At 45.8% G+C, this 24566-nt stretch carries 16 protein-coding genes; 9 read left to right on the plus strand and 7 right to left on the minus strand.

Going from position 1 to position 24566, the window contains the following annotated elements; translation table 11 throughout:
• Positions 1-465: 465 nt before the first annotated feature.
• Positions 466-720 (minus strand): hypothetical protein, encoded by a 255-nt coding sequence (locus F0364_RS10070; RefSeq protein ID WP_153797650.1) that lies wholly within the window; start codon positions 718-720, stop codon positions 466-468.
• Positions 721-1447: 727 nt separating this feature from the next.
• On the opposite strand from F0364_RS10070, the gene rplM reads away from it, so the two are divergent.
• The 4 genes from rplM (at position 1448) to tsf (ending at position 4379) form a co-directional block, all read left to right on the plus strand.
• The gene (rplM, locus tag F0364_RS10075; RefSeq protein ID WP_153797651.1) at positions 1448-1891 is read left to right on the plus strand and encodes a 50S ribosomal protein L13; all 444 of its coding nucleotides are present in this window, start codon (positions 1448-1450) and stop codon (positions 1889-1891) included.
• A 29-nt stretch (positions 1892-1920) separates the two neighbouring features.
• Positions 1921-2310, plus strand: a complete 390-nt coding sequence (rpsI, locus tag F0364_RS10080; RefSeq protein WP_153797652.1) for a 30S ribosomal protein S9 — start codon at positions 1921-1923, stop codon at positions 2308-2310.
• Between the two features lie 114 nt (positions 2311-2424).
• Complete coding sequence (rpsB, locus tag F0364_RS10085) at positions 2425-3357, plus strand: 30S ribosomal protein S2 (protein ID WP_153797653.1); 933 nt, start codon at positions 2425-2427, stop codon at positions 3355-3357.
• 182 nt (positions 3358-3539) lie between these two features.
• On the plus strand, positions 3540-4379 hold the full coding sequence (gene tsf / locus F0364_RS10090; RefSeq protein ID WP_153797654.1) for a translation elongation factor Ts: 840 nt from the start codon (positions 3540-3542) through the stop codon (positions 4377-4379).
• Positions 4380-4496: 117 nt separating this feature from the next.
• On the opposite strand, the gene asnB is transcribed toward tsf, so the two are convergent.
• Entirely contained in the window at positions 4497-6362 is a 1866-nt protein-coding gene (gene asnB / locus F0364_RS10095) for an asparagine synthase (glutamine-hydrolyzing) (RefSeq protein WP_153797655.1), read from the minus strand.
• A 144-nt stretch (positions 6363-6506) separates the two neighbouring features.
• Here asnB and F0364_RS10100 point away from each other — a divergent pair, with 144 nt between their 5' ends.
• A complete protein-coding gene (locus tag F0364_RS10100) occupies positions 6507-6737 on the plus strand; it encodes a DUF3820 family protein (protein ID WP_153797656.1) in 231 nt (76 codons plus the stop codon).
• 718 nt (positions 6738-7455) lie between these two features.
• Here the strand turns inward: F0364_RS10100 and F0364_RS10105 are convergent.
• Both F0364_RS10105 and F0364_RS10110 read right to left on the minus strand, forming a co-directional pair.
• Positions 7456-7671: a CAMCR motif-containing small membrane protein gene (locus F0364_RS10105; protein WP_153797657.1), complete on the minus strand. Its 216-nt coding sequence runs from the start codon at positions 7669-7671 to the stop codon at positions 7456-7458.
• A gap of 72 nt (positions 7672-7743) precedes the next feature.
• A complete protein-coding gene (locus tag F0364_RS10110) occupies positions 7744-9687 on the minus strand; it encodes an ATP-binding protein (protein WP_153797658.1) in 1944 nt (647 codons plus the stop codon).
• Positions 9688-10037: 350 nt separating this feature from the next.
• On the opposite strand from F0364_RS10110, the gene F0364_RS10115 reads away from it, so the two are divergent.
• Positions 10038-15101, plus strand: coding sequence for a S8 family serine peptidase (locus F0364_RS10115; RefSeq protein WP_207632598.1), 5064 nt, complete (start codon positions 10038-10040; stop codon positions 15099-15101).
• Between the two features lie 624 nt (positions 15102-15725).
• Positions 15726-20822, plus strand: a complete 5097-nt coding sequence (locus F0364_RS10120) for a S8 family serine peptidase (RefSeq protein ID WP_153797660.1) — start codon at positions 15726-15728, stop codon at positions 20820-20822.
• Positions 20823-21232: 410 nt separating this feature from the next.
• Here F0364_RS10120 and F0364_RS10125 read toward each other — a convergent pair whose 3' ends face one another.
• Positions 21233-21667, minus strand: coding sequence for an acyl-CoA thioesterase (locus tag F0364_RS10125; protein ID WP_153797661.1), 435 nt, complete (start codon positions 21665-21667; stop codon positions 21233-21235).
• A gap of 62 nt (positions 21668-21729) precedes the next feature.
• On the opposite strand from F0364_RS10125, the gene F0364_RS10130 reads away from it, so the two are divergent.
• Positions 21730-22185 (plus strand): TspO/MBR family protein, encoded by a 456-nt coding sequence (locus F0364_RS10130; protein ID WP_153797662.1) that lies wholly within the window; start codon positions 21730-21732, stop codon positions 22183-22185.
• On the opposite strand, the gene F0364_RS10135 is transcribed toward F0364_RS10130, so the two are convergent.
• Positions 22178-22918 (minus strand): class I SAM-dependent methyltransferase, encoded by a 741-nt coding sequence (locus F0364_RS10135; protein ID WP_153797663.1) that lies wholly within the window; start codon positions 22916-22918, stop codon positions 22178-22180. The two genes, F0364_RS10130 and F0364_RS10135, sit on opposite strands and share 8 nt — an antisense overlap.
• A 70-nt stretch (positions 22919-22988) precedes the next feature.
• Here F0364_RS10135 and F0364_RS10140 point away from each other — a divergent pair, with 70 nt between their 5' ends.
• Positions 22989-23804, plus strand: a complete 816-nt coding sequence (locus F0364_RS10140) for a glycoside hydrolase family 16 protein (protein ID WP_153797664.1) — start codon at positions 22989-22991, stop codon at positions 23802-23804.
• A 1-nt stretch (position 23805) separates the two neighbouring features.
• On the opposite strand, the gene F0364_RS10145 is transcribed toward F0364_RS10140, so the two are convergent.
• Entirely contained in the window at positions 23806-24543 is a 738-nt protein-coding gene (locus F0364_RS10145) for a ComEA family DNA-binding protein (protein WP_153797665.1), read from the minus strand.
• Positions 24544-24566: the final 23 nt, after the last annotated feature.

The raw sequence follows: 24566 nt of genomic DNA on the forward strand, positions 1-24566 counted from the left end.
CGGGGTTGGCGGTTGGTAAACTCTTTTGCAAAATAGCCTGAAAACAGAAACGTGCCCCACAATGACATAATACCAAGGATGATGATAGTGTTTTGCATAAACTAAATTGAATTATTAATGTTAAGGCAGCAAAAATTACAAACTCCAATGGTAGCTAATCGTGACTGGAACCGGTCAGGGAATTCATGTAAGAGTGCGGAAACGACTGTAATGTACATCATAATTATTAAATAAAAAAGGGATTGCATAAAAATGCTTTCCCCGTTTTTAATCCAGTATGTAATTAATTGAACAAACTTTCCAGGTTTGCTCAAACAATAAGGTTAGGTAAAAACCTCTCCTGTGAAATTTTAATAAGTGAATTTACCTTCACAGGCAGCAGGTTAAATAATACATTGATTATCTGGAAGCTTTTGCCTATTTTCCGGCGCAACGCCCGCTGTAAACGCGGATTAACATAGAAAACTATTCCGCAACCTGCGGTAGTTTTTTCCACTCCCTGCGTAAATATTCGCCAATACATTGCACCAGTTCAGGAACATCAATGTTAGAGCAAACCCATAAGCCCTGTACATACTCTATTTCACTGTCAAAAAAACCTTCTACTGTAACAGCAAATTTAGATGGCGGCTCATTGCTGGTATGATCATTTCTTGCGTAGGCGGTTCCATGTATCAGCAAATCATGAAACTGTAGCAAAATGGGTATTTCTCTTTTCACATATTAAAGGGTGACATAAAGCATACCATCTTTATTGCATCAACATCATCTAACACAAACGGTATTAAAGCCGCAATATTTTCAAGGTCAAAATTTAGGACGGCATTTATCAAAATGGCTAAACAAATTTTTTGGGAAAATACAGGGGCTTAAGCAGTGGCTGTCTCGTGATTGTGTTCTTTTGTATCCGGTATTGCAGATTTTTTAGGGGGTGTCCCTCGTACCTCGGGCCGGGCTTTCCGCTATTACTCCGCCACAAAGCTGGCGCACAAAGCCTTCAGCGGGGTAACCGCTTCAATCCCTCACCCGGCATCACCCACATCAATTGTCAGTATAATCATTAAGATCAAAATGACATACATTAAAAAACCGGCAATACGTCTATTGCCGGTCCGTTGTGGTTCTCCACAGGACTTCGTCCAAAACACTTTCAACAACAAAATCATGCCCAAAAATCTCTTTTCGGGAAAATTTTAAGGATTTTCATTCCTTGAGAATGATGTTGTTATAACCATATAGTTGTTTCTTGCGATTATTTACCCTTCAAAAACTATTTTTCTTTGCAGGCGATTTAAAAAATAGTCAAAATTTTTATTGATTATCAATATCTTATAAAAGTTCAATAAAAATTTCCTCATCCAATCATTGGTTATTCCGTTTAATAACTGCAATTTTGCGCTCCATTTTAGCGGCGGGATAGCGCCGTATCATTAAATTAAATTTTACAATGAGCAAACTTCATTTCACAACCAAACATGCGAACGAGGCTACCGTACAACGCAATTGGTACGTTGTGGACGGTACTAATCAAACCGTTGGTCGCATTGGTTCTAAAATCGCTGCGGTACTTCGCGGCAAAAACAAAGCTTATTACACGCCCCACGTAGATTGTGGCGACTATGTTATCATCATCAATGCTGATAAGGTAGTGTTTACAGGTAATAAGTTCGAAGACAAGCAATACATTAATTTTTCCGGCTACCCCGGTGGTAAAAAAGAAGAAACGGCAAAAGACTTAATCAAGCGCAGGCCGGAAGTTATTATGGAAAGGGCCGTAAAAGGCATGCTTCCTAAAAACCGCCTTGGCCGTAAAATGATTAAGAAATTATTCGTGTATGCTGGTACCCAGCACCCGCACACTGCACAGCAACCAAAAGAGCTGAAATTCTAATTACCATCACAAATTCCAAACAATTATAAATGGAAAAGCAAAAAAACGCAGTTGGCCGTCGTAAAGAAGCTGTAACCCGTGTGTTTATCAGCAAAGGCGAAGGCAAAATTGTTGTAAACGATAAAAACTACAAGGAATATTTTCCCCTTGTTTACCTGCAAAACCAGGTAGAAGCGCCTTTAAAAACCATTGAATCGCTGGATAAGTTCGATGTTAAAATCAATGCTGGCGGTGGTGGTTTAAAAGGCCAGGCAGAAGCTGCAAAACTCGGCATCGCCCGTGCGTTGCTGGAGATTAATGCAGAATACCGCCCGGCGCTTAAAGCCGCTGGTCATCTCACACGTGACCCACGTGGTGTTGAACGTAAGAAATTCGGTCATAAAAAAGCACGTAGAAGCTACCAGTTCAGCAAACGTTAATGTTATACGCTGCGAGATTATAGCTGCGAGCTGCCGGTTACATGGTTTTCACTCGAAGCTCATAGCTCAAGGCTCTCAGCTACAATCATTCAAAACATTTAATTATCATACTACATGGAAAATAACACTTCATTACAACAACAATTGCTCGATGCGGGTGTACACTTTGGCCACCTGCGTAAGAAGTGGAATCCAAAGATGTTGCCTTACATCTTTGCAGAAAAGAAAGGCATACACATTATTGACCTTAATAAAACCGTTGACGGCCTGCAGGAAGCTGCTGCTGCCCTTAAGCAGATTGCCAAAAGCGGTAAAAAAATAATGTTCGTAGCCACTAAAAAACAGGCTAAGGAAATTGTTAGCGAATGCGCCAGAAAAGTAAACATGCCTTTTGCCACAGAACGTTGGCTGGGTGGTATGCTTACCAACTTTAACACTGTACGCAAGAGCGTTAAGAAAATGCAGAGCATTGAAAAAATGCTGGGCGATGGTGTAGCAGAGAACATTACCAAAAAAGAACGTCTAATGCTTAGCCGCGATAAAGACAAGATGGAAAAAGTATTGGGCGGTATCGCTCAACTGGGCCGTTTACCGGCTGCTTTGTTCCTGGTAGATATAGGCCATGAGCACATTGCCCTGGCTGAAGCCAAACGCCTTGGCATTACCACGTTCGGCATGGTAGATACCAACTGCGATCCTAACAAAGTTGATTTTGCTATCCCTGCCAACGATGATGCAACCAAATCAATCGCTATCATTACCAACTATATCACTGCCGCTATTGCCGAAGGTTTGGAAGAACGTTTGGCTGCTAAAGAAGAAGATGTAGAAGAAGTGGATAATGAAGCTGAAAAGAAAGCTGCACGCCTGCAGGCTGAAGCAGAAGCTGAAGCCGGCCGTGGTGGCCGCGGTGGCCGTGGCGGTTCTTCCGGCCGTGGACCAGGTACTGGTGGCGGTGCCGGTGGCCCGCAAAAACGCCGTGTTCCGGGTGGCGCCAGCCGTGGAAGAAGCGGTGGCCCGCAGGGTGGCGGTGGTGGAAGAAGATAATCACCTCACTGTTAAATGATAATGGGCCATTAATCATTACCAAGTGATTACTGGCCCATGTTTTTATAACCTTTTCCGTGGCTATTGCTGTTTACGATAACTTAATAATGTGCTTAGGTTGTCGGGAATAATTTAGCAGCGTTTTACACTAAGACAATTAAAATACATAAACTGAACAAGATATGAGTACTGTAACTATTTCAGCAGCAGATATTAACAAGCTTCGCCAGGCTACCGGCGCCGGCATGATGGATTGCCGTAAAGCTTTAACTGAAACCAACGGCGATTTTGAAGCTGCCATTGACTGGTTACGCAAACAGGGCCAGAAAGTTGCCGCCAAACGCAGCGACCGTGAAGCTAAAGAAGGTGTTGTAATTGCTAAAACCAGCTCTGATAATAAAACCGGCTTTATTGTTTTGATAAGCAGCGAAACAGATTTTGTAAGCAAGAATGCTGACTTTATAGCATTTGCACAATCCATTGCCGATGCTGCGGTAGAAAACGATGTAAAGACTGCTGAAGAACTGAACGAAGTAACTGTTAACGGCGCTAAAGTGGCTGACCTGATTAATGATAAGTTGGCCGCTATTGGCGAAAAAATAGGTATTGCTAAATTTGAAAGGCTGGAAGCCCCTTACGTTGCTTCTTATATTCATGGTGCTAACAGGATGGGCGTATTGGTTGGCCTTAGCAAAGAATCTGCCGATGCCGGTAAAGATGTGGCCATGCAGATTGCTGCTATGAACCCCGTAGCAATTGATGCCAACAGCATACCTGTAGAAACAGTTGACCGTGAAAGGGGTATTGTGGTAGAGCAGATTAAGCAAGACCCGAAAATGGCCGGCAAACCGGATGAAATGATTGCCAAAATTGCCGAAGGTAAACTGAACGCTTTCTTTAAAGAGCAAACATTACTGGCGCAGCCTTTTGTAAAAGATGGCGGCGTAAATGTGGAAGCTTACCTGAAAGGCATAGATAAAGATCTTAAAGTAACCGCCTTTAAACGCGTTGCTTTAGGTTAACCAAGCATACTATTGCTTAGCATAAAAAGAAATCCCTGCGTGGTATAACCATTGCAGGGATTTCTTTTTTAGGTATCATCCTCTTTGCACAGGTTGGCATGTATCACCAAAATATCCTTACAATATTGCTGCGGCGCTCAAACACCGCCAGTCAAAATTGCCGCGACTGTGGGCAGCAGCAGGAATAATTGGGTGCTGCATAACAGCGCCTTCCAGTACGCCTGCGCTAACCAGTTTTTTACGGGCCTCATTAATCATACTCTGCAAAACAGGGCTTTTCATCCATTGTTGCTGGGGCGGTTCATACCCGGTTTTCCCTTTGCGCCATGCAATGGTGGCTGGCAGGCTGGGCTCTACAGATTTTCTTAATATCCATTTGGTAAAACCGTCTCTTATTTTATAACCGGCCGGCAGCGCAAAAACAAATTCTACCAGTTCGTGGTAAAGAAAGGGCAACCTCACTTCCCGGGAATGTACCATGCTGTTCCTGTCTGCGTACCGCAACAGTTCCTCTAACCCAACATGAAAAGTGTTGTAATACAGCATGTCTTCCAGGTGTTTTATTACCGGCTTTTGCAGCGTGCCGGTATTCTGGTATCTGCCAATAAAATCCTTACTTATAAACCTATGCCTGGTTTGCTGCTGCATTGCACGGGACTGCAGCAGGCTGGCAGTTTTTTCAGGAAAAATAGCTGCGGCATAGTTGCGCCAGCCCCAGTTATCCAGGAAACCGTTTTGCTGCAACAAACTCCGCTCCTTTGCTAATTGTTGCCTGCTGGTACGGCTAAGTTGCTGCAGGTACCATTGTGTATATTTGGTATAGCCACCCAGCACTTCATCGGCGCCTTGCCCGTCCAACAGAACGGTAACTTTGTTTTGGGCAGCCAGCTTGTAAACCATATACTGGGTAAAGGCGCTGCTGCTCTGCAAAGGCTCTTCCTGCTGGCTGCTAAACCGGTGCCAGTATTGCTCAAAGTCTTCAACGCCCGGTGTAACCGCATGGCTTACTACAGGAAAAGCTGCCGCTATTTGATCTACATAAATAGATTCATCTTTTTCAAATCCCGGAAAGACAGCGGAAAAAGTGTGCAGCGGCTTACCATTAATGGTTTGGCAAATAGAAGCCACGATGGCGGAACTGTCCAGCCCACCGCTAAGGCTGCTGCCTACCGGCACATCGCTGCGCAGCCTGCGTATAACAGATGTTTGCAGCAAGTGGCAGAACTGCTCAATAATATCTGCTTCTTTATCTTTTACCTGGACTTGTAATATAGCTTTTTGCGGATGATACCATCGCTTCATTTGAACCCTGGCTTCGCGGGGTTGAACAGTTAAGTAATACCCCGGCGGCAACGAGAGGATGTTACTGAAAAAGGTTTCAGTTTTCTTAAGCGGGTTCTGCAAATAGCCCAGTGTCAGGTAGTTCAGCATCATGGTGCCATTTAACTCTTTCTTTATACCTGCGGCCCATAGTGCTTTTATTTCGCTGGCAAAAACAAACTGTTCAAATTTTCCCCTAAAGAGATAATCGGCATGATAATACAAAGGTTTTTCGCCAAAACGGTCGCGGGCTATCAAAAGCTGTTGGTCTTTATTGTTCCATAAGGCAAAGGCAAACATTCCGTCAAACTGTTGCAAACATGCAGGGCCCCAGCAATCAAACGCGGCCATAATAACTTCGGTATCGCTCTGTGTGTTAAAATAATAGCCTTTTTGAACAAGTACTTCCTTCAGCTCCCGGTAATTGTAAATTTCTCCGTTAAATACAACACTGTAATGCAGGTAATGCATAGGCTGGGCAGCAGCGGCGCTAAGATCAATAATACTCAGCCGCCGGTGGCCAAGGCCAATACCGGTTTCCTGGTTTATCCAGAAACCTTCTCCATCAGGCCCGCGGTGGGCTATGGCGTCTGTCATACGCATTAACCTATCCGCATTAACCAATGCTGCATGGGGCGATATAATTCCGGCGATACCACACATAAAAGCTTTGCAAAATTTGGCTGGCTGCTGGCCAGGCTATTTATCTTCGCAAGGCAATATAATGTTTTCATACGGGCAGGCCACAAACCAATAAAGCGTTCGCCTGCCGCCATTATCCAACTTTAAAAAAAGCTACTCACAATAATGCCAGAAGAAATACCCCAGCCTGACGGAGATATGCTGATACAGCTTGTAAAAATGAAAATGCCTTTTGGCAAGTATAAAGACAGCCTGCTGTGCGACCTGCCCATATCGTACCTTGAATGGTTTCAACGCAAGGGTTTTCCCAAAGGCAAACTGGGCATGTTATTGCAAACTATTTACGAGATAAAATTAAACGGGCTTGAATACCTGCTTAAGCCGTTAAAGAAATAAATGAGGGGGTGCCCCCAAGCTATCGCAAGGGGTCGGGCAGAACTGCGTTCGCAACCTTCGTCAAAGCAACATTTAGTTGCTTTTCCTCGCTTGTGCTATACTCCGGCACAAAAGCCCTGCTGCCATGGCCTCACCGGGGTATCCGCTTCAATCCCTCACCCGAAGACCAGTTGCCAGTTACCAGTTGCAGGTTACCGGTCTGTTGAAATGTAAAAGGCTGATAATTTGTTTAGCTTCAGAAGGGGCAGAAGCACTATCCGCTGCTGACATTAAACTTTAAACAAACGAACATTGAACAGTGGCCGGTTACAGGTAGCTGGTTACTGGTCTGTTGAAATGTAAAAGGCTGATAATTTGTTTAGCTGTGAAGCGCAAAAATACTCCCTGCTTCTAACATTAAACTTTAAACAAACGAACATTGAACAGTTGGCGTTAACGATAGCCCGACGGGCTGAATGTGAATAGCCCCGGATCAAATCCGGGGTTGGCATTTGCGATGAAGTTCCCAACCCCGAAGGGGTTGAACAATACTATTAAAGATTTTTTTATCTAATTGAACTTTGAACAAAAGAACATTGAACTATCCAAGCCTGCTGCACGTTGCAGCGTAGCGAACAGAAAGTACAAGAGTGCGACGCAACGAAAGCCTCATGTCTGTGCTATAGCCGGGCCCATAAAAAAATTTGACGCGAAGTGGAAAAAGTGGCTGCTTTTGCAGCTACCGGTTGGTACGCCACCAGCGGTAACCAATAAAACCGGCAATGGCCAGCGGGGTAAACATTAGGTATAATATGCCGGCATTAAGCCCTTTAGCGGGCTTTTCGCCTAACTGAGAAGCTGTTTTTGTACAAATGGAGCATTGCGCTTTTATGCCTGAAGAAATACAACACGCAACGAGAAAACTGAATAAAATTATCACCAGCCGCTTTTTCATAGTCGCTAATTTCAGCGCAAAGATAGTGACCGCATTTTTAAATGGCGGGCTAATATGCAGCAGCACATTTTTTTATGCTGCCTGCTCTGTAATTTTTTTGTGCCGGGGCGTTAAAGGCAACGCGAAACAAAAGACAGATCCGTTACCCTGCTCACTTTCTGCCCATAACCGGCCGTTCATTTTATCAATAAAGTCTTTACATATAACCAGCGCAACACCGGCGCCTTTTTCCGCATTATTGCCAAAAGACTTTACTGTAAAAAAGTTAAAGAGGTTGTTCAGTTTTTCTTTGCTCATGCCTTTGCCAAAATCTTTTACGGCAATAATGGTTTCTTTTTCGGTGCTGATGCAGGTAATATGAATTTCGCCGCCATGCGGCGAAAATTTGATGGCATTGTGTATCAGGTTGCGGTTAACAAACTGGATCATTTCCCTGTCAGCATAAATGCAGGCATCATCATCAATTTTATTAATAAGGGTCAACGCCTTTTCTTTTAATGCTATTTCAAATACTTCCGCAGCTTCATTTACAAGGGTATGCATATAAAGTTCCTCAGGCTTATACACAAATCCTGAAAGTTGTTTTTTAATCCATTGCAGTATGTTTTCAAATATATCCACGGATGATTGCGATGAGTGCTCAATGGATTCCAGCACTTTATCCATCTCTTCCTGCGTAAGCGTTTCATGTTGCTTTAATAACGATACAAGGCTTGAGAGCGATATGAGAGGTTGCCTGAAATCGTGTGCAAGCAACGAAATAAGTTTATCCTTGAATTCGCTGTTCTGCTCAAGCTGTTTATTCTTTTTGTAAATCATGTTATTCAACTCTTTTAAAGAAGCTGAATATTTTTTGCTGGATTGGTACGCCCTGTATATAATGAAAAGCAAAATAAAAATAACCCCCACAAAAACAGACATGAGTATGTTGTAAAACTGCCTGTCTTTGTTCTTTTCTTTTTCCAGGATCAACTGCTTGCCGGTAAGAATATAATTAAGGTAATCAACACCACTCTCCTGCACAAAACGCTGGTATTCGCTCGCCGCATTCACCAGTATTTCGGCATAGATACCAGCATTTTGCGGGTCTTTTTTTGCTTTGTACAGTTGGTACAATCTTTCTGCACTTACAACATACACATCGGAGTACCGCTCTTTTTCTGCGGTTTGTAAAGCAAGCTGGTAATAATAAATAGCCTGTGCGGAATCTTTATTAATCCATACGCTTCCCAGCTTGTTGTAAAAAATAATCAGCTCGTATTCAAGCCCCAGCCTTAAAGCTTCCGGGGCTGCCTTTTCAAGCACTTTAATAGCTTCCTCATACTTGCCCATGCGCATTAATACCGATGCATAGTTTTCTTCAAAGCCAACCAGCATCCTTATATCGTTGTATTTAGCTGCCACTGCCCTTCCTTCGGCAAGCAAGGCTTTTACTGAGTCGTAAGACAGGCTGGAATCAAAACTGATCATATTGGATATAACCAGCGAACGGATGGAATCGTAGGATGTTTTTGTACTTAGATTATAAGCCTCCCTAAAGTATTTCAGCCCTTCATCAACCTTATTGTTAAAGCAAAGCTCAAGACCAATGTTCATTACCAGTTGCGCCTGGTTGGCTGTATCCTGCAGGCGCTTGTACAACTCCAGGGATTCGTTGTAATATCTCGTAGCGAGATAGGTATTTGTTTTTATTGAATAGAATATACCAATATTATTGAGCGCATCGGCAAGGCCCCGGCGGAGATTGTATTTTTCCGCCAGCAGGTATGCCTTGTGTGCATAATAATAACAACTGTCTGCGTTTTTCAGGTAATATAAAGTGCTTATCCTGTTAAGCAGGTTGGTATAAATAATGCTGTCTGTAACAAGGGGAAGGCTCTTCTGCAGTTTTTCAATTTCAGCCTGTTGGGCAGATAACCGCACACATAAGAACAATGCAATAACAGCGCAAATACTTTTTCGTATAACGCTGCCGGCTTCGGTATTGGGCCATATTACAGTGGTTGGTGTGCGCAAGGGCAAATGGGTAATTAAAGCGAGAAAGAAACACTCTTTTTCACAGATTTTGATTCAATATTAAACGGAATGATTGCTTGTTTTTATAAGAACGGATAGGTTATATTATATGCCTTTAACAAAGATAGCTGTTGCAGGTTAAAACCAAAGGGGTGCATAATTTAATATTATCAGGGGTACTGCTTCTCTTTTACATCCTCATTGCCATCTTACAGTACTGTTATAACAGTATAGCCATGGTCAAGAAAAGCACATAGGTAATACAACATTAATTTGTTGTAGTAAACTTAATAATTATATTTAAAGGGTTGTTGCCATATTTAATTATGCCCCAAACCAATTCTTGCTGCATGAAAAAACCTTTACTCTTCTTTCTTACTGCAATTGTAAGCTGCAGTATTGCTGCCCAGGATGCGCCTGTTCACTACTATTACAAAGGTCAGAAGCAATACGTTCCTGTAACGTTTGAAAGGATACTTGTTGGTGTTGAACAAAGGGATGCTAAAAACAAGCTAAGCCTTGCCAGGGAGATGGGAGTTAATGCAGATTCTGTAATACCTGCCGCACGCCCGGGCCAATATATCATACGTACCGGTAATGCCGGCAGCAAAGTTGCAATTACCTCTAAAGTGGAAAAAATGAGGCGTGATAAAACCATCAGTTTTATGCACCCGTTTCTTCGTAGCCCATCAGGGAAACTTGTAAGCTACGAAGATGAATTTATTGTGCAACTAAAACGCGGTAAATCGGCATCAGCATTAAACAACCTGCTTGCAAAATATGGCTGTACGCTGCTGAGAAAATATCGTTTTGCCGACGGCATCTATATACTTTCAGCGGGAAAGGCTAATGATTACGATGCACTAAAAATGGCCAACCTGTTTTTTGAGTCCGGCCTTTTTGATTATGCCGAGCCCAATTTTACCGTACACGATGCACAAGCTGATGCACCCAACGACCCACTGTATAACCTGCAGTGGCCACACAAAAATACCGGGGCCCCGGAACAATACAACGGCACACCCGGCGCCGATATGCAGATAGACAGCGCCTGGCTAACTACCATGGGGGATGCTGACATTAAAGTCGCGGTAATAGATACCGGTGTAGATACCGGCCATGCCGATTTAAAACCCAACCTGCTGCAAGGGTACGATTGCCATACAGGCACCGCTAACCCTGGCGATGGCGCCCCAAAAAACCTGGGCAATGCCCACGGCACCGCCTGTGCAGGCATCGTTGCAGCCGTGGCCAACAACAGCATTGGCGTTGCGGGCATAGCGCCCAATTGTAAAATAATACCTATTAACCTTTCTAACGAAAATAACATTTTTGCCAGCGATGAGGGCAAGGCCGGTGGCTTTGATTATGCCTGGCAAAACGGCGCCGATGTTATCACCAACTCCTGGTATGGCGGCCTGCCTACCGGTATTATAGACGGAGCTATACACAGGGCTGTTACCGAGGGGCGCAATGGAAAAGGTTGCGTGGTGCTGTTTGCTTCCGGAAATGATAATGGAGGCATTTCTTACCCAAGCTCCAATCCTGAAGTGATATCCGTAGGCGCCTCAAGTATGTGCCACCAGCGCAAGTCTCCGTCCAGTTGCGATGGGGAATGGCTCTGGGGCTCTAATTATGGGTTCGGCCTTGATGTAACGGCCCCGGGTGTAAAAATTGCCACCACAGATATCAGCGGTGCTAATGGCTATAACCAACTGCCCGGCAGCAACGGAGATTACCACCCTACTTTCAACGGTACTTCTTCCGCCTGCCCTAACGCCGCCGGTGTGGCAGCACTTATACTTTCAGCAAATAAAAACCTTACCGCCGCAGAAGCAACACTTGTACTGGAAAACTCCTGTATAAAGCCAGCCGCTTATGATTTTGCGATGAAACAGGGTTATCCCAATGGCACATGGAACAACGAGCTGGGTTATGGAGTTGTTAATGCCTATAGGGCTGTGCAGGCTGCACAAAACGGAAACTTCTGCAATGTGATTGCAAAGGCACAGGGTAAGCCTGTTATTTGCAAGGGTACCGGCGTAACACTGGCTGTTGAAAACCCTGTTTCCACAGCCAGTTACCAGTGGCGCTATAATGGCGGCGGCGCAGGTACAATTGCATCAACTTATCTTGCCTCCGCAGCGGGCACGTATGATGTTGTTGCTACGTATGCCAACGGTTGTATAGCTTATTCAGAACCGGTTACCATTACTGCCGCTACATCCCCTTTACAGGCCGATGCAGGTAAAGAAGTTACCTTTTGCCCGGGAGGGCCAGGTGTTAGAATTGGCGGCAGTCCTGCTGCTGCCGGTGGCTCTGCCTTTCCGCTGGGCCTACGGGGGTATGGACTTGAAACTTTTTTCAACGGCGGTTTAATGCGCTTTAATATTGATAACCCCGCAGAATATTTTTTTACCGACCTGCCGGACAACCCTGGCAATAACGACAAAAGTTTCTTTGCCGGCGATTTTACTCCACTGGGTTATTACCTGCTTACTGCCAATGGTAACCTCTTCCGCATGGATACAGCCACCGGCCAGCGCAGTTTTATAGCTTACCTGCAGCCGGAACAGGCGCCAAATTACGGCCAGTCATGGGCAGGGCTGGCCTGGGATGCAGCTAATAAAAAACTATATGCCGTAACGAATGGAGGTTACTATAACAAACTTTATACAATAGACATCATTTCCGGTGCGGCTTACGGTGGCCCGTTGGTGCCGTATAACAATATTGGCTGGCTGGCTTGCAATAAACAGGGCACTTTGTTTGCCTACCTTTCTGACAGCAGGCGCATAAGAAGGGTAAATACAACCACTGGCGAACTCTACGGCGCTTATTCTGATGATGTGGGTGTAAACAACCTTGGCCGGCTTGACGGAGCCGTGGACCCTTTAACGGGTAAATTGTATCTAAGCACTTTTTACGTACTGCAAAAAATTACCAACGACTTGCGGGAGGTAGATACTGCCACTGGTAAGATTACAGTTACCGGTACGTTAGGCGATATTTCGCAGGTTTCGTCGCTGGCTATTGCCGATGGCGCTTACCAATACACCTGGTCGCCAAAAGCAGGTTTATCTAATCCTAACGATGCCAACCCAATCGCCAAACCATCGGCCACAACTGTTTACAAACTAACCGTTACAGATTTTTGTGGAGATACGCTTATACGCACCGTAAAAGTTAATGTAAGCAATACCCCACCAGTTGCGCAGATCAGTGCGCCGGTTGATTCCATTTGCATTAATGAAACCACCAGGCTTTCTGCAGCCACCGGCAATAGCTACCATTACCAGTGGCTAAACCGTGGGAAAGAGATACAGGGCGCTACCGACAGTTTTTATGTGGCGCAAAGAACTGGTGTATATGCCGTACGGGTAAGTGCCGGGCTGGGCGGCTGCCAAAATACTTCTGCCGGTTTTACAGTAAAAGATTGTTCCATACTGTTAAACAACAATAACAGCGATACTGTTTGTACCAGTTATTTCTATCCAAGCCAGGGCTTTGTTCCAGATGGCTTTTTGCCTGGCGAATCTTATGTAAAGACCATTTACCCTGCTGCGCCAGGCAACGTATTAAAGCTTCACTTTAACAGCTTTAATATATCAAGTTCGCATTCCATACTGTCTGTGTACGATGGGGAAAATACCGATGCGCCGGTTATCAGGCATTTTTCCATTGGCAGCCTTCCGCAAATGCCGTTCGATTACTTTTCCTCTACCGGCCCGCTTACGTTTAAGTTTACTTCGGGCGCCCAGGTAAGCGGTTTTGGCGGCAACTGGGATGCCACTATCACCTGCTACCCCAGGCGTGTTTTCCGCAGCAAGCAAAACGGCAACTTTGGCGATGCCTCCACCTGGCAGGTTAAAACCGGTGAGGATACTTACCAGGATGCCGAAACCTTTCCTACATATATTGATGATACCATCATCATCCAAAGCGGCCATACGGTTACTTTAAAAACCTTTGCCCAGGTTGATCAGCTCTGGATTCAAAAAAACGCAACCCTGGTTGCCGAGGGCTACATGTACCTGCACAATGGCGAAGGGCATGAGCTTACTATAGACGGCACGCTGCAATTAATGTCAACAAGTTTGGGCGGAGAATACACAACGGTTGTTGTAAACGGTAATATTATTTCCCAGGGCGGCAGCTTAACTTCAGCGTTGTTGATAACGGGTACCCAACCGCAAAGCCTTGTATTGCCCAATACCAATGTGAAGTCAATGAATATCATGAACAACACCAGCGTAACCATCAGTGGTATGGCCAATATTGACTCGCTTTTCTTAAACACCAATGGCCGGCTTTACCTGGATACCACCTGCACCGTAAACCTGGAAATGCAACTTAACAGGGGCATCATAGAAATTAAGAACAACAACGCCCTTAAAATGAAGTACTATAGAAAACTCGTTGGCGGCGGCCCGGAAAGTTATGTTATCGGTACGCTTGCTCTAACTACAGATTTACCAGGCCTGCTTAATATTAATTTCCCCATAGGCACAGCACAAAAATATACGCCGGTAACACTTACTGTAAGCAATATGCAGTTGCGTTATGGAGACCAGTATTCCGCACGGGTATTTACTACAGATCCACCGGTAAGAACCCTGCCTGCCGGTATAGAAAAACTGGTTAATACGCGTTATTACAGGTTTGAGGCATTAAACAAGTTCCCTGTACATTATTACGCAGTAAAGCTGCCTTATTTTGAGGAAGATGAAGTTACGGATACCGCTTCCCTGCGTATGCTGAAAGATAATACGGGCACACTCTGGCTAAATATAGGCGGCGCCGGTTCTCACGTAGATACGGGTACCATTACCTCCGTAGAAAAATTCAATTATCTCGGTGATTTCGTACTGGCAAAAACAGCCGGCACATTGCCTGTCAACTGGGTTTCATTTACAGCAGCACTGCAAGGCAAGCAGGTGCAGTTAAAATGGCAGGTAGCCAGCGAGGTTAACTGCGATTATTACGAAGTGCAGCACAGCAGCGATGGCACTCACTTTACAACATTGGCACGTGTAGATGCCCAAACAGTTATTATGCCCAACAAAATTTACAACTGGCAGCACGTTAACCCTGCTCATGGCAATAATTTTTACCGCATTAAACAGGTGGATAAAGACGGCCGGTTTTCTTACAGTACAACGCAACTGGTGCATAGCCTGCCTGTTGCACAATTGCAGGTAAGCCCCAACCCCTCAGGTGGACAAACCTGGGTTACAGCCCACGAGTTAATAAAGGAAATAAACTGCTACGATATGCAGGGCCGTTTATTAAGCCGCACAAAGCCGCTGGCCATGCAGTGCCAGTTGCTGCTGCAGCATTTACCGGCCGGCGTATATAACCTTCGTATTGAAACGGCATCGGGCATTCATCATATAAAACTGGTAAAAAAGTAATGCTGCGTAGTAGGCAAAGCTGTTGTATTGCCGGGTAGAAGGAATTTTTTTTGGGGGTGCCCCCAAGCTGCGCAAGGGGTCGGGCTTTTCGCTCATACTCCGGCACAAGGCTATGCTGCGATGGCCTCACCGGGGTATCCGCTTCAATCCCTCACCCGAAAGCCGGTTGCCGGTTACAAGTTGCAGGTTACCGGTCTGTTGATTATGTAAGTGGTTGAGTTTTTTTAAGGGTTGATGATGTGCAAGTACCGTACAGCGGCAGAGCTGGCAGACACTAAATCCTGCGATGTGTCTTGGCAGCAGGGCTGGCGGGTGCTGCACTACAACCTGTTACACCCGCTTCTGCCACCGTAAGGTGCCAGAAGCATAAACAAGCCGTTGATTTGTATTTGCAAGCCTCCTGGTTGGCTACGTGTCTGGCAGCAAAGCTGGCAGACACTAAACCCGGGCTGAAAAGCCGCCCAAAGAACAGAACGATGAACGGATTGCGACGCAACGAAGAAGCCATGAAATACCACTGTTGGTATCATTATTCAGAATGGTTTCAACACAAGTAAATGTTTACAGGGCGTACAAATAATTTTTATCATTGCTAACCGGCCAATAGCCAAAACAAATGCCAGTATGAAGAAACAATGGACCCTCCTTTTGCTTGCCAGTCTGTGTATAATGCAGGCTACCGCGCAAACAGATACCCTTTTTTATTACTACCAGGGTAAAAAAATGCCTTTGCAGCAAACTTACAGCCTTATAGTTGTAGGCCTGAAAAACCAGGGCCAGCCCAAGGCAACCACAGCAAGGGCATTTGGTGTAACGGCAGACTCAGTTCAACTACTGGCCGGTGGCAAAGAGGCCTTTGTACATACAGGTGGCCGTGTTTCTAAAACATCTGTGGAAAAAACCATAGCTGGCCTGGATAAAAAAGTGGTGGCTTATGCCAGGCCTGCACTGGCCGGTCTTTCCGGTAAAAAAGTTACTTACGGAGAAGATTTTATTGTAGCCCTTAAACCCGGCGCCACCATAATGCAATTGCAGGGTTTGCTGGCCAGGTACAACTGCCTGCTTAAAAGCAAGTATCCTTTCGCCCCGGGCATTTACCTGCTGGCAGCGGGAGAAGCCAATGGGTACGATGCCCTTAAAATGGCTAACCTGTTTTATGAATCAGGATTGTTTGAATATGCCGAACCCGATTTCAGGACACACAAACCTTTTTCCGAAGCGCCAAACGATCCCCTTTACCGGTTTCAGTGGCCGCACAAAAACAATTGTATTGAGCAATGGGAATGTGTAAAGGATGCAGACATGAACATTGACAGTGCCTGGCTGGTTACTACCGGCAGCAGCGATATTAAGGTTGCCGTTTTGGATACCGGTGTAGATACCGGCCATGCGGATTTAAAGCCCAACCTGCTGCAGGGTTTTGACTGCACCACACTTACATCCAACCCCGGCGATGGGCGGCCAAGGGATATAGTGGGGGCCCATGGTACTGCCTGTGCGGGTATTATTGGGGCTATTGCCAATAATGGTATCGGTGTAGCAGGCATTGCCCCCAATTGTAAGATAATCCCCATTAACATGACGGACGAGAACGCAAACTTTGCCAGCGATTTTTCTATTGCGGCAGGCCTGGATTATGCCTGGCAAAATGATGCGGCAGTAATCAGCAATTCATGGACGCTGGGTATGCTCTCCGGCGCCGTAAATGGTGCGATAGACCGTGCGGCAAAGCAGGGCCGTGGCGGCAAAGGAACGGTATTGCTGTTTGCTACCGGCAATAATAACAGCGGCATTGATTACCCCTCCAGCAACCCGCAGGTAATAGCGGTTGGCGGTGTTAATATGTGCGAGCAGCGTAAATCTTTTTACAGTTGCGACGGACAATATAACTGGGGCGCCAACTACGGCGCCGGGCTGGATGTGGTTGCCCCCTGCGTATTAATACCCACTACGGATATTTCCGGCGAAGGGGGGTACAATAAATCCTCCGGCACAGATGGCGACTATTATGAAGTATTTGGCGGTACCTCTTCCGCCTGTCCCAACGCGGCCGGGGTTATGGCGCTCATTTTATCAGCCAACCCCGCCCTTACCATGGCGCAGGCCAGGGTTGTAATGGAAACAAGTTGCGATAAAATACCCAATTATCCATTCGCCATGACGCCCGGTTATTCCGCAGGCCCCTGGAACGAAGAACTGGGCTATGGCCGGATAAATGCTTACAAAGCGGTGCAGGCAGCACAAAGCGGGCTTTACTGCACTGTAGAGGCAGAAGCGGCAGGCAGCACCATACTTTGCAAAAACGGCACTGTGGAGTTAAGGGTACTTAACCCCTCAGCAGCTACCTACCAATGGCGTTTTAACGGCACCCCGAACGACAGCGGCCGCAACAGGCTGGTAGCCAGCAATGCCGGCATATACGATGTTTTGGCAACTTATGCCAACGGCTGCACGGCCACATCAATACCTTTTACCGTAAGCATACCGCAAGCTGACAGCCTGGTAGCAGATGCCGGCAAGCCGGTAACCATTTGCACAGGCGGCGAACCGGTACGTTTGGGTGGCATGCCATCTGCCCGTGGCGGCGTAAAGCTGGCAGGCAACAGGCGTGGCTATGGAGTGGATTTACTGAGAAGCGGCGGCATCCTGAAATTTGATATCGAAAACCCGAGAAGCTATAGCCTGGGCGATGTTACGCCCCCCTCTATTTCAGACCGGGCTTTTTATACCGGCGATTTTACGCCGCTGGGCTATTACCTGCTATCCCGTACAGGTAACCTGGTACGCATGGATACCGTTACCGGCCAGCAAACTTTTATAGGCAAGCTTACGCCCAGGCCGGGCATACCGGCCAACAGCATTTCGTGGACGGGGCTCGCCTGGAATGAGACTGAGCAACAATTGTACGCGGTAACCAGTGGCGGCCCTGCCAACCATTTGTACAAGGTAGACCTGTTAACGGGCCTTACAACCACCGGCACGGTAGTTAGGGATAATGCTATATCGTGGATAGCGTTTAACAGCAATGGAACACTCTTTGGATTTTCTGCCAGCAGTACTAAAATTACCAGGCTTGATAAGAACACCGGTTATTTTTACGGCATTTCTTCCGAAGCTGTTTATGGCACGCCTGTTTACTGGCTGGATGGCGGTTTTGACCCGTTAACTGGCAAACTATACTTAACTACCTATTATTTTTCCAATCAAACGCTGGGAGAAGACCTGCGGGTTATGGACACTTTAACGGGTAAAATAACGGTTAAAGGAGTGGTCGGTTACCTGTCTCAGGTAGGCGGCACTGCTATAAGTGGCGGCAATTACGATTATACCTGGTCGCCGGCATCTTTTTTATCCAGCAGTAAAGATGCCAACCCCCTGGCCAAACCCCTGCAGCCAACTACTTATACCCTTACTGTAAAAGACCATTGCGGCAATGTGGCGGTAAGCAGCGTAACCGTTACACCCAATGCCGGCAAACCTGCCATTAAAATAAGCGGGCCGAAAGACTCTATTTGCGTGGGCGAAACTGTAAGGTTATCCGCAACGCAAAACGATAATTACTATTACCAGTGGATGGTGAATGGCAAAATAATACCCGGCGCCAAAGACAGTTTTTATGTTGCTGCAAGAATGGGCAGGTACCAGGTAAAAGTTACGGCAGGCAGAGGTGGGTGCGAAAATACTTCCACTGTGTTTAACGTGCGTGACTGTTCCATAAGGCTTAACAACAATAACAACGATACCACCTGCTACAGCTATTTTTATGCTTCAGGTGGTTATGCGGATACGTCCTTCAGGCAAAATGAGCGCTGGGTAAAAACCATTTATCCCGCAGAACCAGGCAACAAGCTTAAGATTAACTTCAGCGATTTCCAGATAAGGGCTTACTATGGCTCTGGGTTTGACACAAATGACACACTATTTGTTTATGGCGGGGCAGGCATCAACGCCGTGCCAATAGGGGTATTTTCCGCAGCCTATGGCCCTATCCTGAATTATGATTATTACTCCGTTGACGGCCCGCTTACCTTTAAATTCCGTTCCGGGCCGCACCCGGATAATGTGGGCTCCTGGGATGCTTTTATAAGCTGCTTTAAACCACGGGTTTTCCGCTCAAGGATTACCGGGAAATTTAACCGGCCTAACACCTGGGAGGTAAAAGGCGATGACGGCAGGTTTACCAGGGCGCAAACCATACCGCAATATTTTGAAGACAGCATTATTATACAAACCGGGCATACCGTTACCCTTGACACCCCGGCGCTAAAGCTTGACCAGCTATGGGTGCAAAGCGGCGCCAAACTGGTAGTTACCACTTACTTTACCTTAATTAACGGTGCAGGATATGACCTTGTAGCCGATGGTGATATAGAAATGACTTCTTACGGCAGTATAACCGGGGCAGGAACCCTGCTATTGCGTGGCGGGCTTACATGCGGCTATAATACTATACAAACGCCCCTTTATGTAAACGGTACAGTGCCGCAAACCATAAACTGCCAGGGAAAGTGCATGTTTGATTCGGTGTATTTTCAAAACGGTAACGGGGTAACTGTAAATGGCTCTGCCGTCACAAATTTCCTGGTTATGGATGCACCGGGCACAGTACAAGTTGACTCCGCATTTTTTGTAAACTGGTACCTGTATTTAAAGAATGGTATTATACAGGTTAAAGGCAACCACGAAATAAGGTGCTGGAGAGATATTACGTTAGAGGGTGGTAATAACAAAAGCTTTATTGATGGTTACCTGCAATACGAATTGAGGGAAACGCCAGGAACGTATAATCCACGGTTCCCTTCAGGATATGGTACCAGCACTTTTAAACCCGTAACCCTGCATATACAGCGCCGCCGTTATGTGTACGACCAGCTTTTTAAAGCCCGTTATATCGGGCAGGCGCCGCCACCGTATAATTTGCCCGCCGGCATAAGTAAAATTATCAATACCGGTTACTGGCATATTCAACCTTCAAAAACAGATACCGTATCAACAGCCGCTATTACATTGGCTTATACCGCAGAAGATGAAGTAATGCATGACACGACAAACCTGCGCATTGTTAAGCATGATGGCAATGGCAACTGGGTGGATATTGGAGGGCTGCCCTCCAATGTAGATACGGGCACTATTACTTCCACCATCGCATTCTCTACATGGGGAGAGTTTGCGCTGGCCTGGGCCAGTGGTACCCTGCCTGTAAAGTGGCTTTCATTTACAGCCTCGCTGAAAGGTAAGGAAGTTGAACTGGTATGGATTGTTGCCAACGAAGTAAACTGCGACTACTACGGGATTGAGCATAGCACAGATGGCATTACGTTTAGTGAGTTGGCAACACTACCTGCGCAAAGCGGTTTGGCATTAAACAAAACTTACCGCTGGCCGCATGTTAACCCCGCAAACGGTAACCACTACTACCGCATAAAACAGGTGGATAAAGATGGCCGTTTCTCCCACAGCAAAACAGAGCAGGTGGGCATAAGCAACGGTGCATGGTACAGTGTTACCCCTAATCCTGCCGGCAACCATGTATTGATAACCGCCGGTGAACTCATCAGGGAAATATATTGTTACGACCTGCAGGGCAGGCTGGTAAAAACAGCAAGGCCCAAAGCATTGCAGCACCGCCTTGCTTTAAGCGGGTTACCGGCTGCTGTTTATAACCTGAAGATTGTAACAGAGGGGGGCGTTTATCACAAAAAACTGGTGAAGGCGTTGTAACGCCTAAGCTGCAAACTATAAGATTTTATGATACCGGCGACATAGCCTTGTAGCATCATCGTTGCGTCGCAATCCTTTCATCGTTCTGTTCATTGGGCGGCTTTTCAGACCCGGGTAGGGAATTTTGAACAAGGAACAAGGAATAATGAACGAAGAAAAAGGGGGAATGAAAGCAGGGCTTACCTGCGGTACACGTTACTAACGCTTACTTGCGAAGCAGGCAAAAGCCGCCAACATTAAACCTTGAACAAAGGAACATTGAACAGTTGCCGCCTGTTGCACCTTGCCGCGCAGCGAACAGAAAGTACAAGAGTGCGACGCAAGTAAAGCCTCATAGTAGTTCCTGTAGCCGGGCCCATAAAAAATGCCTGCAAAACAACGTGTAACATAACAGGCATTGTTGCTGTTGGTTAGGCCCATTGAAAATCCGGGGCTTTGGGTATAGCTTCGAAACCCTGCATTACCAGTGCCGGCGGTGTGGCTAACTTGCGGGCTGTTGTGTGTATCCATGCGCCGTCAATTGTAATGATGGCGCTTAAAGTATCACCGTTTTTCCATACCTCATGCTGCATGGTCCAGCGGCTCATGTCCGGCCGGCTTTTCAGCAGTTGCAGGTTAACATCAATACGGTCGGTAAACTGTATCTCCCTTTTAAAAATGCATTCTTCCCTAAAAAGTATAGGCCCGATAGAATGCTGCAACAAAACATGCGGCGTAAGGCCGTGCTCGTTTAAAAAAGAGATACGCACAAAAGCGCCCCAATCGTAATAAACCGAATGGCGTAAATGAAAATTGGGGTCCAGGTCGCTCCATCTTATATCAACTTGTTTGCTGTAGGTTTCCATGCCATGAAATTACAAAATGGTATTTGGCGTACAACTTGCTTATTATTGGCAAATATGTTTACATGAAGCTTGTACTTTCTCTGTTGATTACACTGTCTGTAGGTTTTGTGGCAGGTATCGCTACGGCCGCCAATGTGGATGAATGGTATGCAGGCTTAAACAAACCTGCATTTAACCCGCCCAATTCATTATTCATGCCCGTGTGGACGGTGCTTTACGTACTGATGGGTATATCGCTTTACCTGGTATGGAAAAAACCACCCACACCCGCCAGGAACAACGCGTTAATTATTTTCTTTGTGCAACTGGCGCTTAATTTTTCTTGGAGTTTTATTTTCTTTTCGCTGCACCAGCCGGGCTGGGCACTGGTGGATATTGTTGCTTTACTGCTTGGCATTGCCGTTACTATAAATGTTTTCAGGCACCTGTCTAAAACGGCCGCATGGTTACTGGTTCCTTATTTTTTATGGGTAGCTTTTGCTACTGTACTTAACACGGCCATTTACCAGCTTAACTAAGTTTACCAATTCGCAGGAATAACGGAAACTCAACCGGCAGCACGGCATTGTGCGGCCAGGCACGGTGAATGGCTATCATGAAATCTTTATCAAGCGGCGACTGATTATTAGCCTTACTGTAATGCTGCACAGAAGACCATGTATTAATGTATCCCAGCAGGTGCTCCAGGTTCCAGTTGTATTGAATGGACAACTTAGGGCAAGGCAATTGTGTAAAAGGGAAAGGGATGGTTTTGTACTCTTCATCAACATACTTTCTCTCCTTATCCCAATAAGGGCCTACCTTGTTTTTATAGAAATCGTCTATCATTGCGTTTACTGCTTCATTAACCCTTATAAGCCCGTAGCCGATTACAGCTATGATGCCATCGGGCTTTAATACACGTTTAGCTTCGTTATAAAAATCATTGAACCGGAACCAGTGAATGCCCTGGGCCACGGTAACCAGGTCGAAAAAGTTATCGGGGAAAAGATGATCTTCTGCAGCGGCTTTCTGGTATACGATGTTTTCTTTTTGCATGGCCTGCGTTAGCTGCTTATCGCTGATATCTGTAGCCTGCACTTCCTTAAACTTTTGTGCCAGCACCGCGGCTACCTGCCCGTTGCCTGTAGCACAGTCCCAGGCCCGGTCAAAATTCTTTAAATGCTGGTATAATTGCTGGTACATCATAGCCGGGTATTGCGGCCGGAAGATGGCGTATTGTTCCGCCTGCGCAGAGAACAGATCTTTCATGGTAAGCATTTTGAGCTTAGCAAGTTAGTTTTATTTACTGTAAGTTGGCCGGTTAGTTTAATTTCAGCCGATGAAAAACACTTTTGCCATAGTGGCGCTTTTACTGCTTGCAACGGCCGCAACAGCGCAGAAGAAAAAACTGGTATGGAGCGAGGAGTTTAACTACACGGGATTGCCGGACAGCAACAAATGGGGATATGAGCATGGCTTTATACGCAATAAGGAAAAACAATATTATACCATTGCCAGAAAAGAAAATGCGTTTGTGCATGACGGGGTGCTGGAGATAAAGGCAATAAAAGAAGCTTATGCCAACGCGTTTTACCAGCCTGGCTCCGGCGATTGGAAAACGGCAGATTCAACAGCGCAGTACACATCCGCATGTATTGTATCGGAGGGTAAGGCCTGGTGGAAATATGGAAGGATTGAGGTAAGGGCAAAACTGCCAAGGGGTTTAGGCGTATGGCCGGCCATCTGGATGATGGGCATTAACCGGCCGCAGTACGGTTGGCCAATATGCGGCGAAATTGATATTATGGAGTTTGTAGGCAATGATTCATCCCATGTGTATGGCACCATCCACTATGCCAAAGAGGATGGTATTAACCATTCTTCCAGCGGTGGAAAAATACAAGTAAAAAAGCCTTACGACGATTTTCATACCTATGCGCTTGAATGGAACAGAAATGACATAAGGATATTCTTTGACGATATCCTGTATCACACTTTTAAAACAGGCAATGCAGGCGTTAAAAGCGGCAACCCTTTTAAAAGGCCATTTTACCTGATGTTAAACCTTGCCCTGGGTGGCACATGGGCAGGCACGATTGATGACAGCAATTTGCCACAAAGTTTTTTGGTGGATTATGTACGGGTTTATAAATAGGTTATTCCAGCACGAGGTAAGGTTTTATTTTCTGGAAAACAGAATCTGCCAGGCCATAGGTTTTGCCAACCTGGTCAACACTGGTAAAGCCCCCTATTTTAGTCCTGAATTTTACAATGCGGTTACCCAGCACATCGCCAATACCCGGCAGTTCCTTCCACTCTTCTGCAGTTGCTGAGTTAATGCGGACAGGCTTAATGACAATAGTGGAAGCCTTACTAACTTTTTGTACGGTATCCGCTTTCGCAGTAGCGGCAACTGGTAGCTCTTCTGCTTTTTTTGATGGGGTCTCCTCCAATCTTACGTAAGGAACCAGCTTATCCGCCAGATCTGCCGGCAAGCCATAAATTTTACGCAGGTCTTCCGGTTTGCGGAAGCGGCCTCCTTTAGAGCGGTAATTGAGAATTGTCCGTATGTTTTTTTCCTTCAGGCCTAATTTTTTCCAGCCTGCTTCATCCAATGTATTGGGATTAAAATAAAACAGTTCTGTGGGTGGTTTTTCCGTTTGTTCCGGCTGAAAAGCAACGGCAGTAACATGCTCTTCAGCTAAAGTGTCGGCAGCGGCTGTTGTAATATTCGGCAGCTTGCTTTCTGTAAGCGCTTCAACGGTAATTTCCGGGGTTTTGGCGGGAAATAAAAAGGGCAGCACTATAAACAAACCTACTGCCAGCAATAAAACAATAACGGCGATTTTTTCTTTTTTGCTAAAAGCAAAATAATCTTTCCAGCTATCTTTCATGGTACGGATTTTATCAAACAAAC

It is taken from the genome of Foetidibacter luteolus (assembly GCF_009650435.1).
Lineage (GTDB): Bacteria > Bacteroidota > Bacteroidia > Chitinophagales > Chitinophagaceae > Foetidibacter > Foetidibacter luteolus.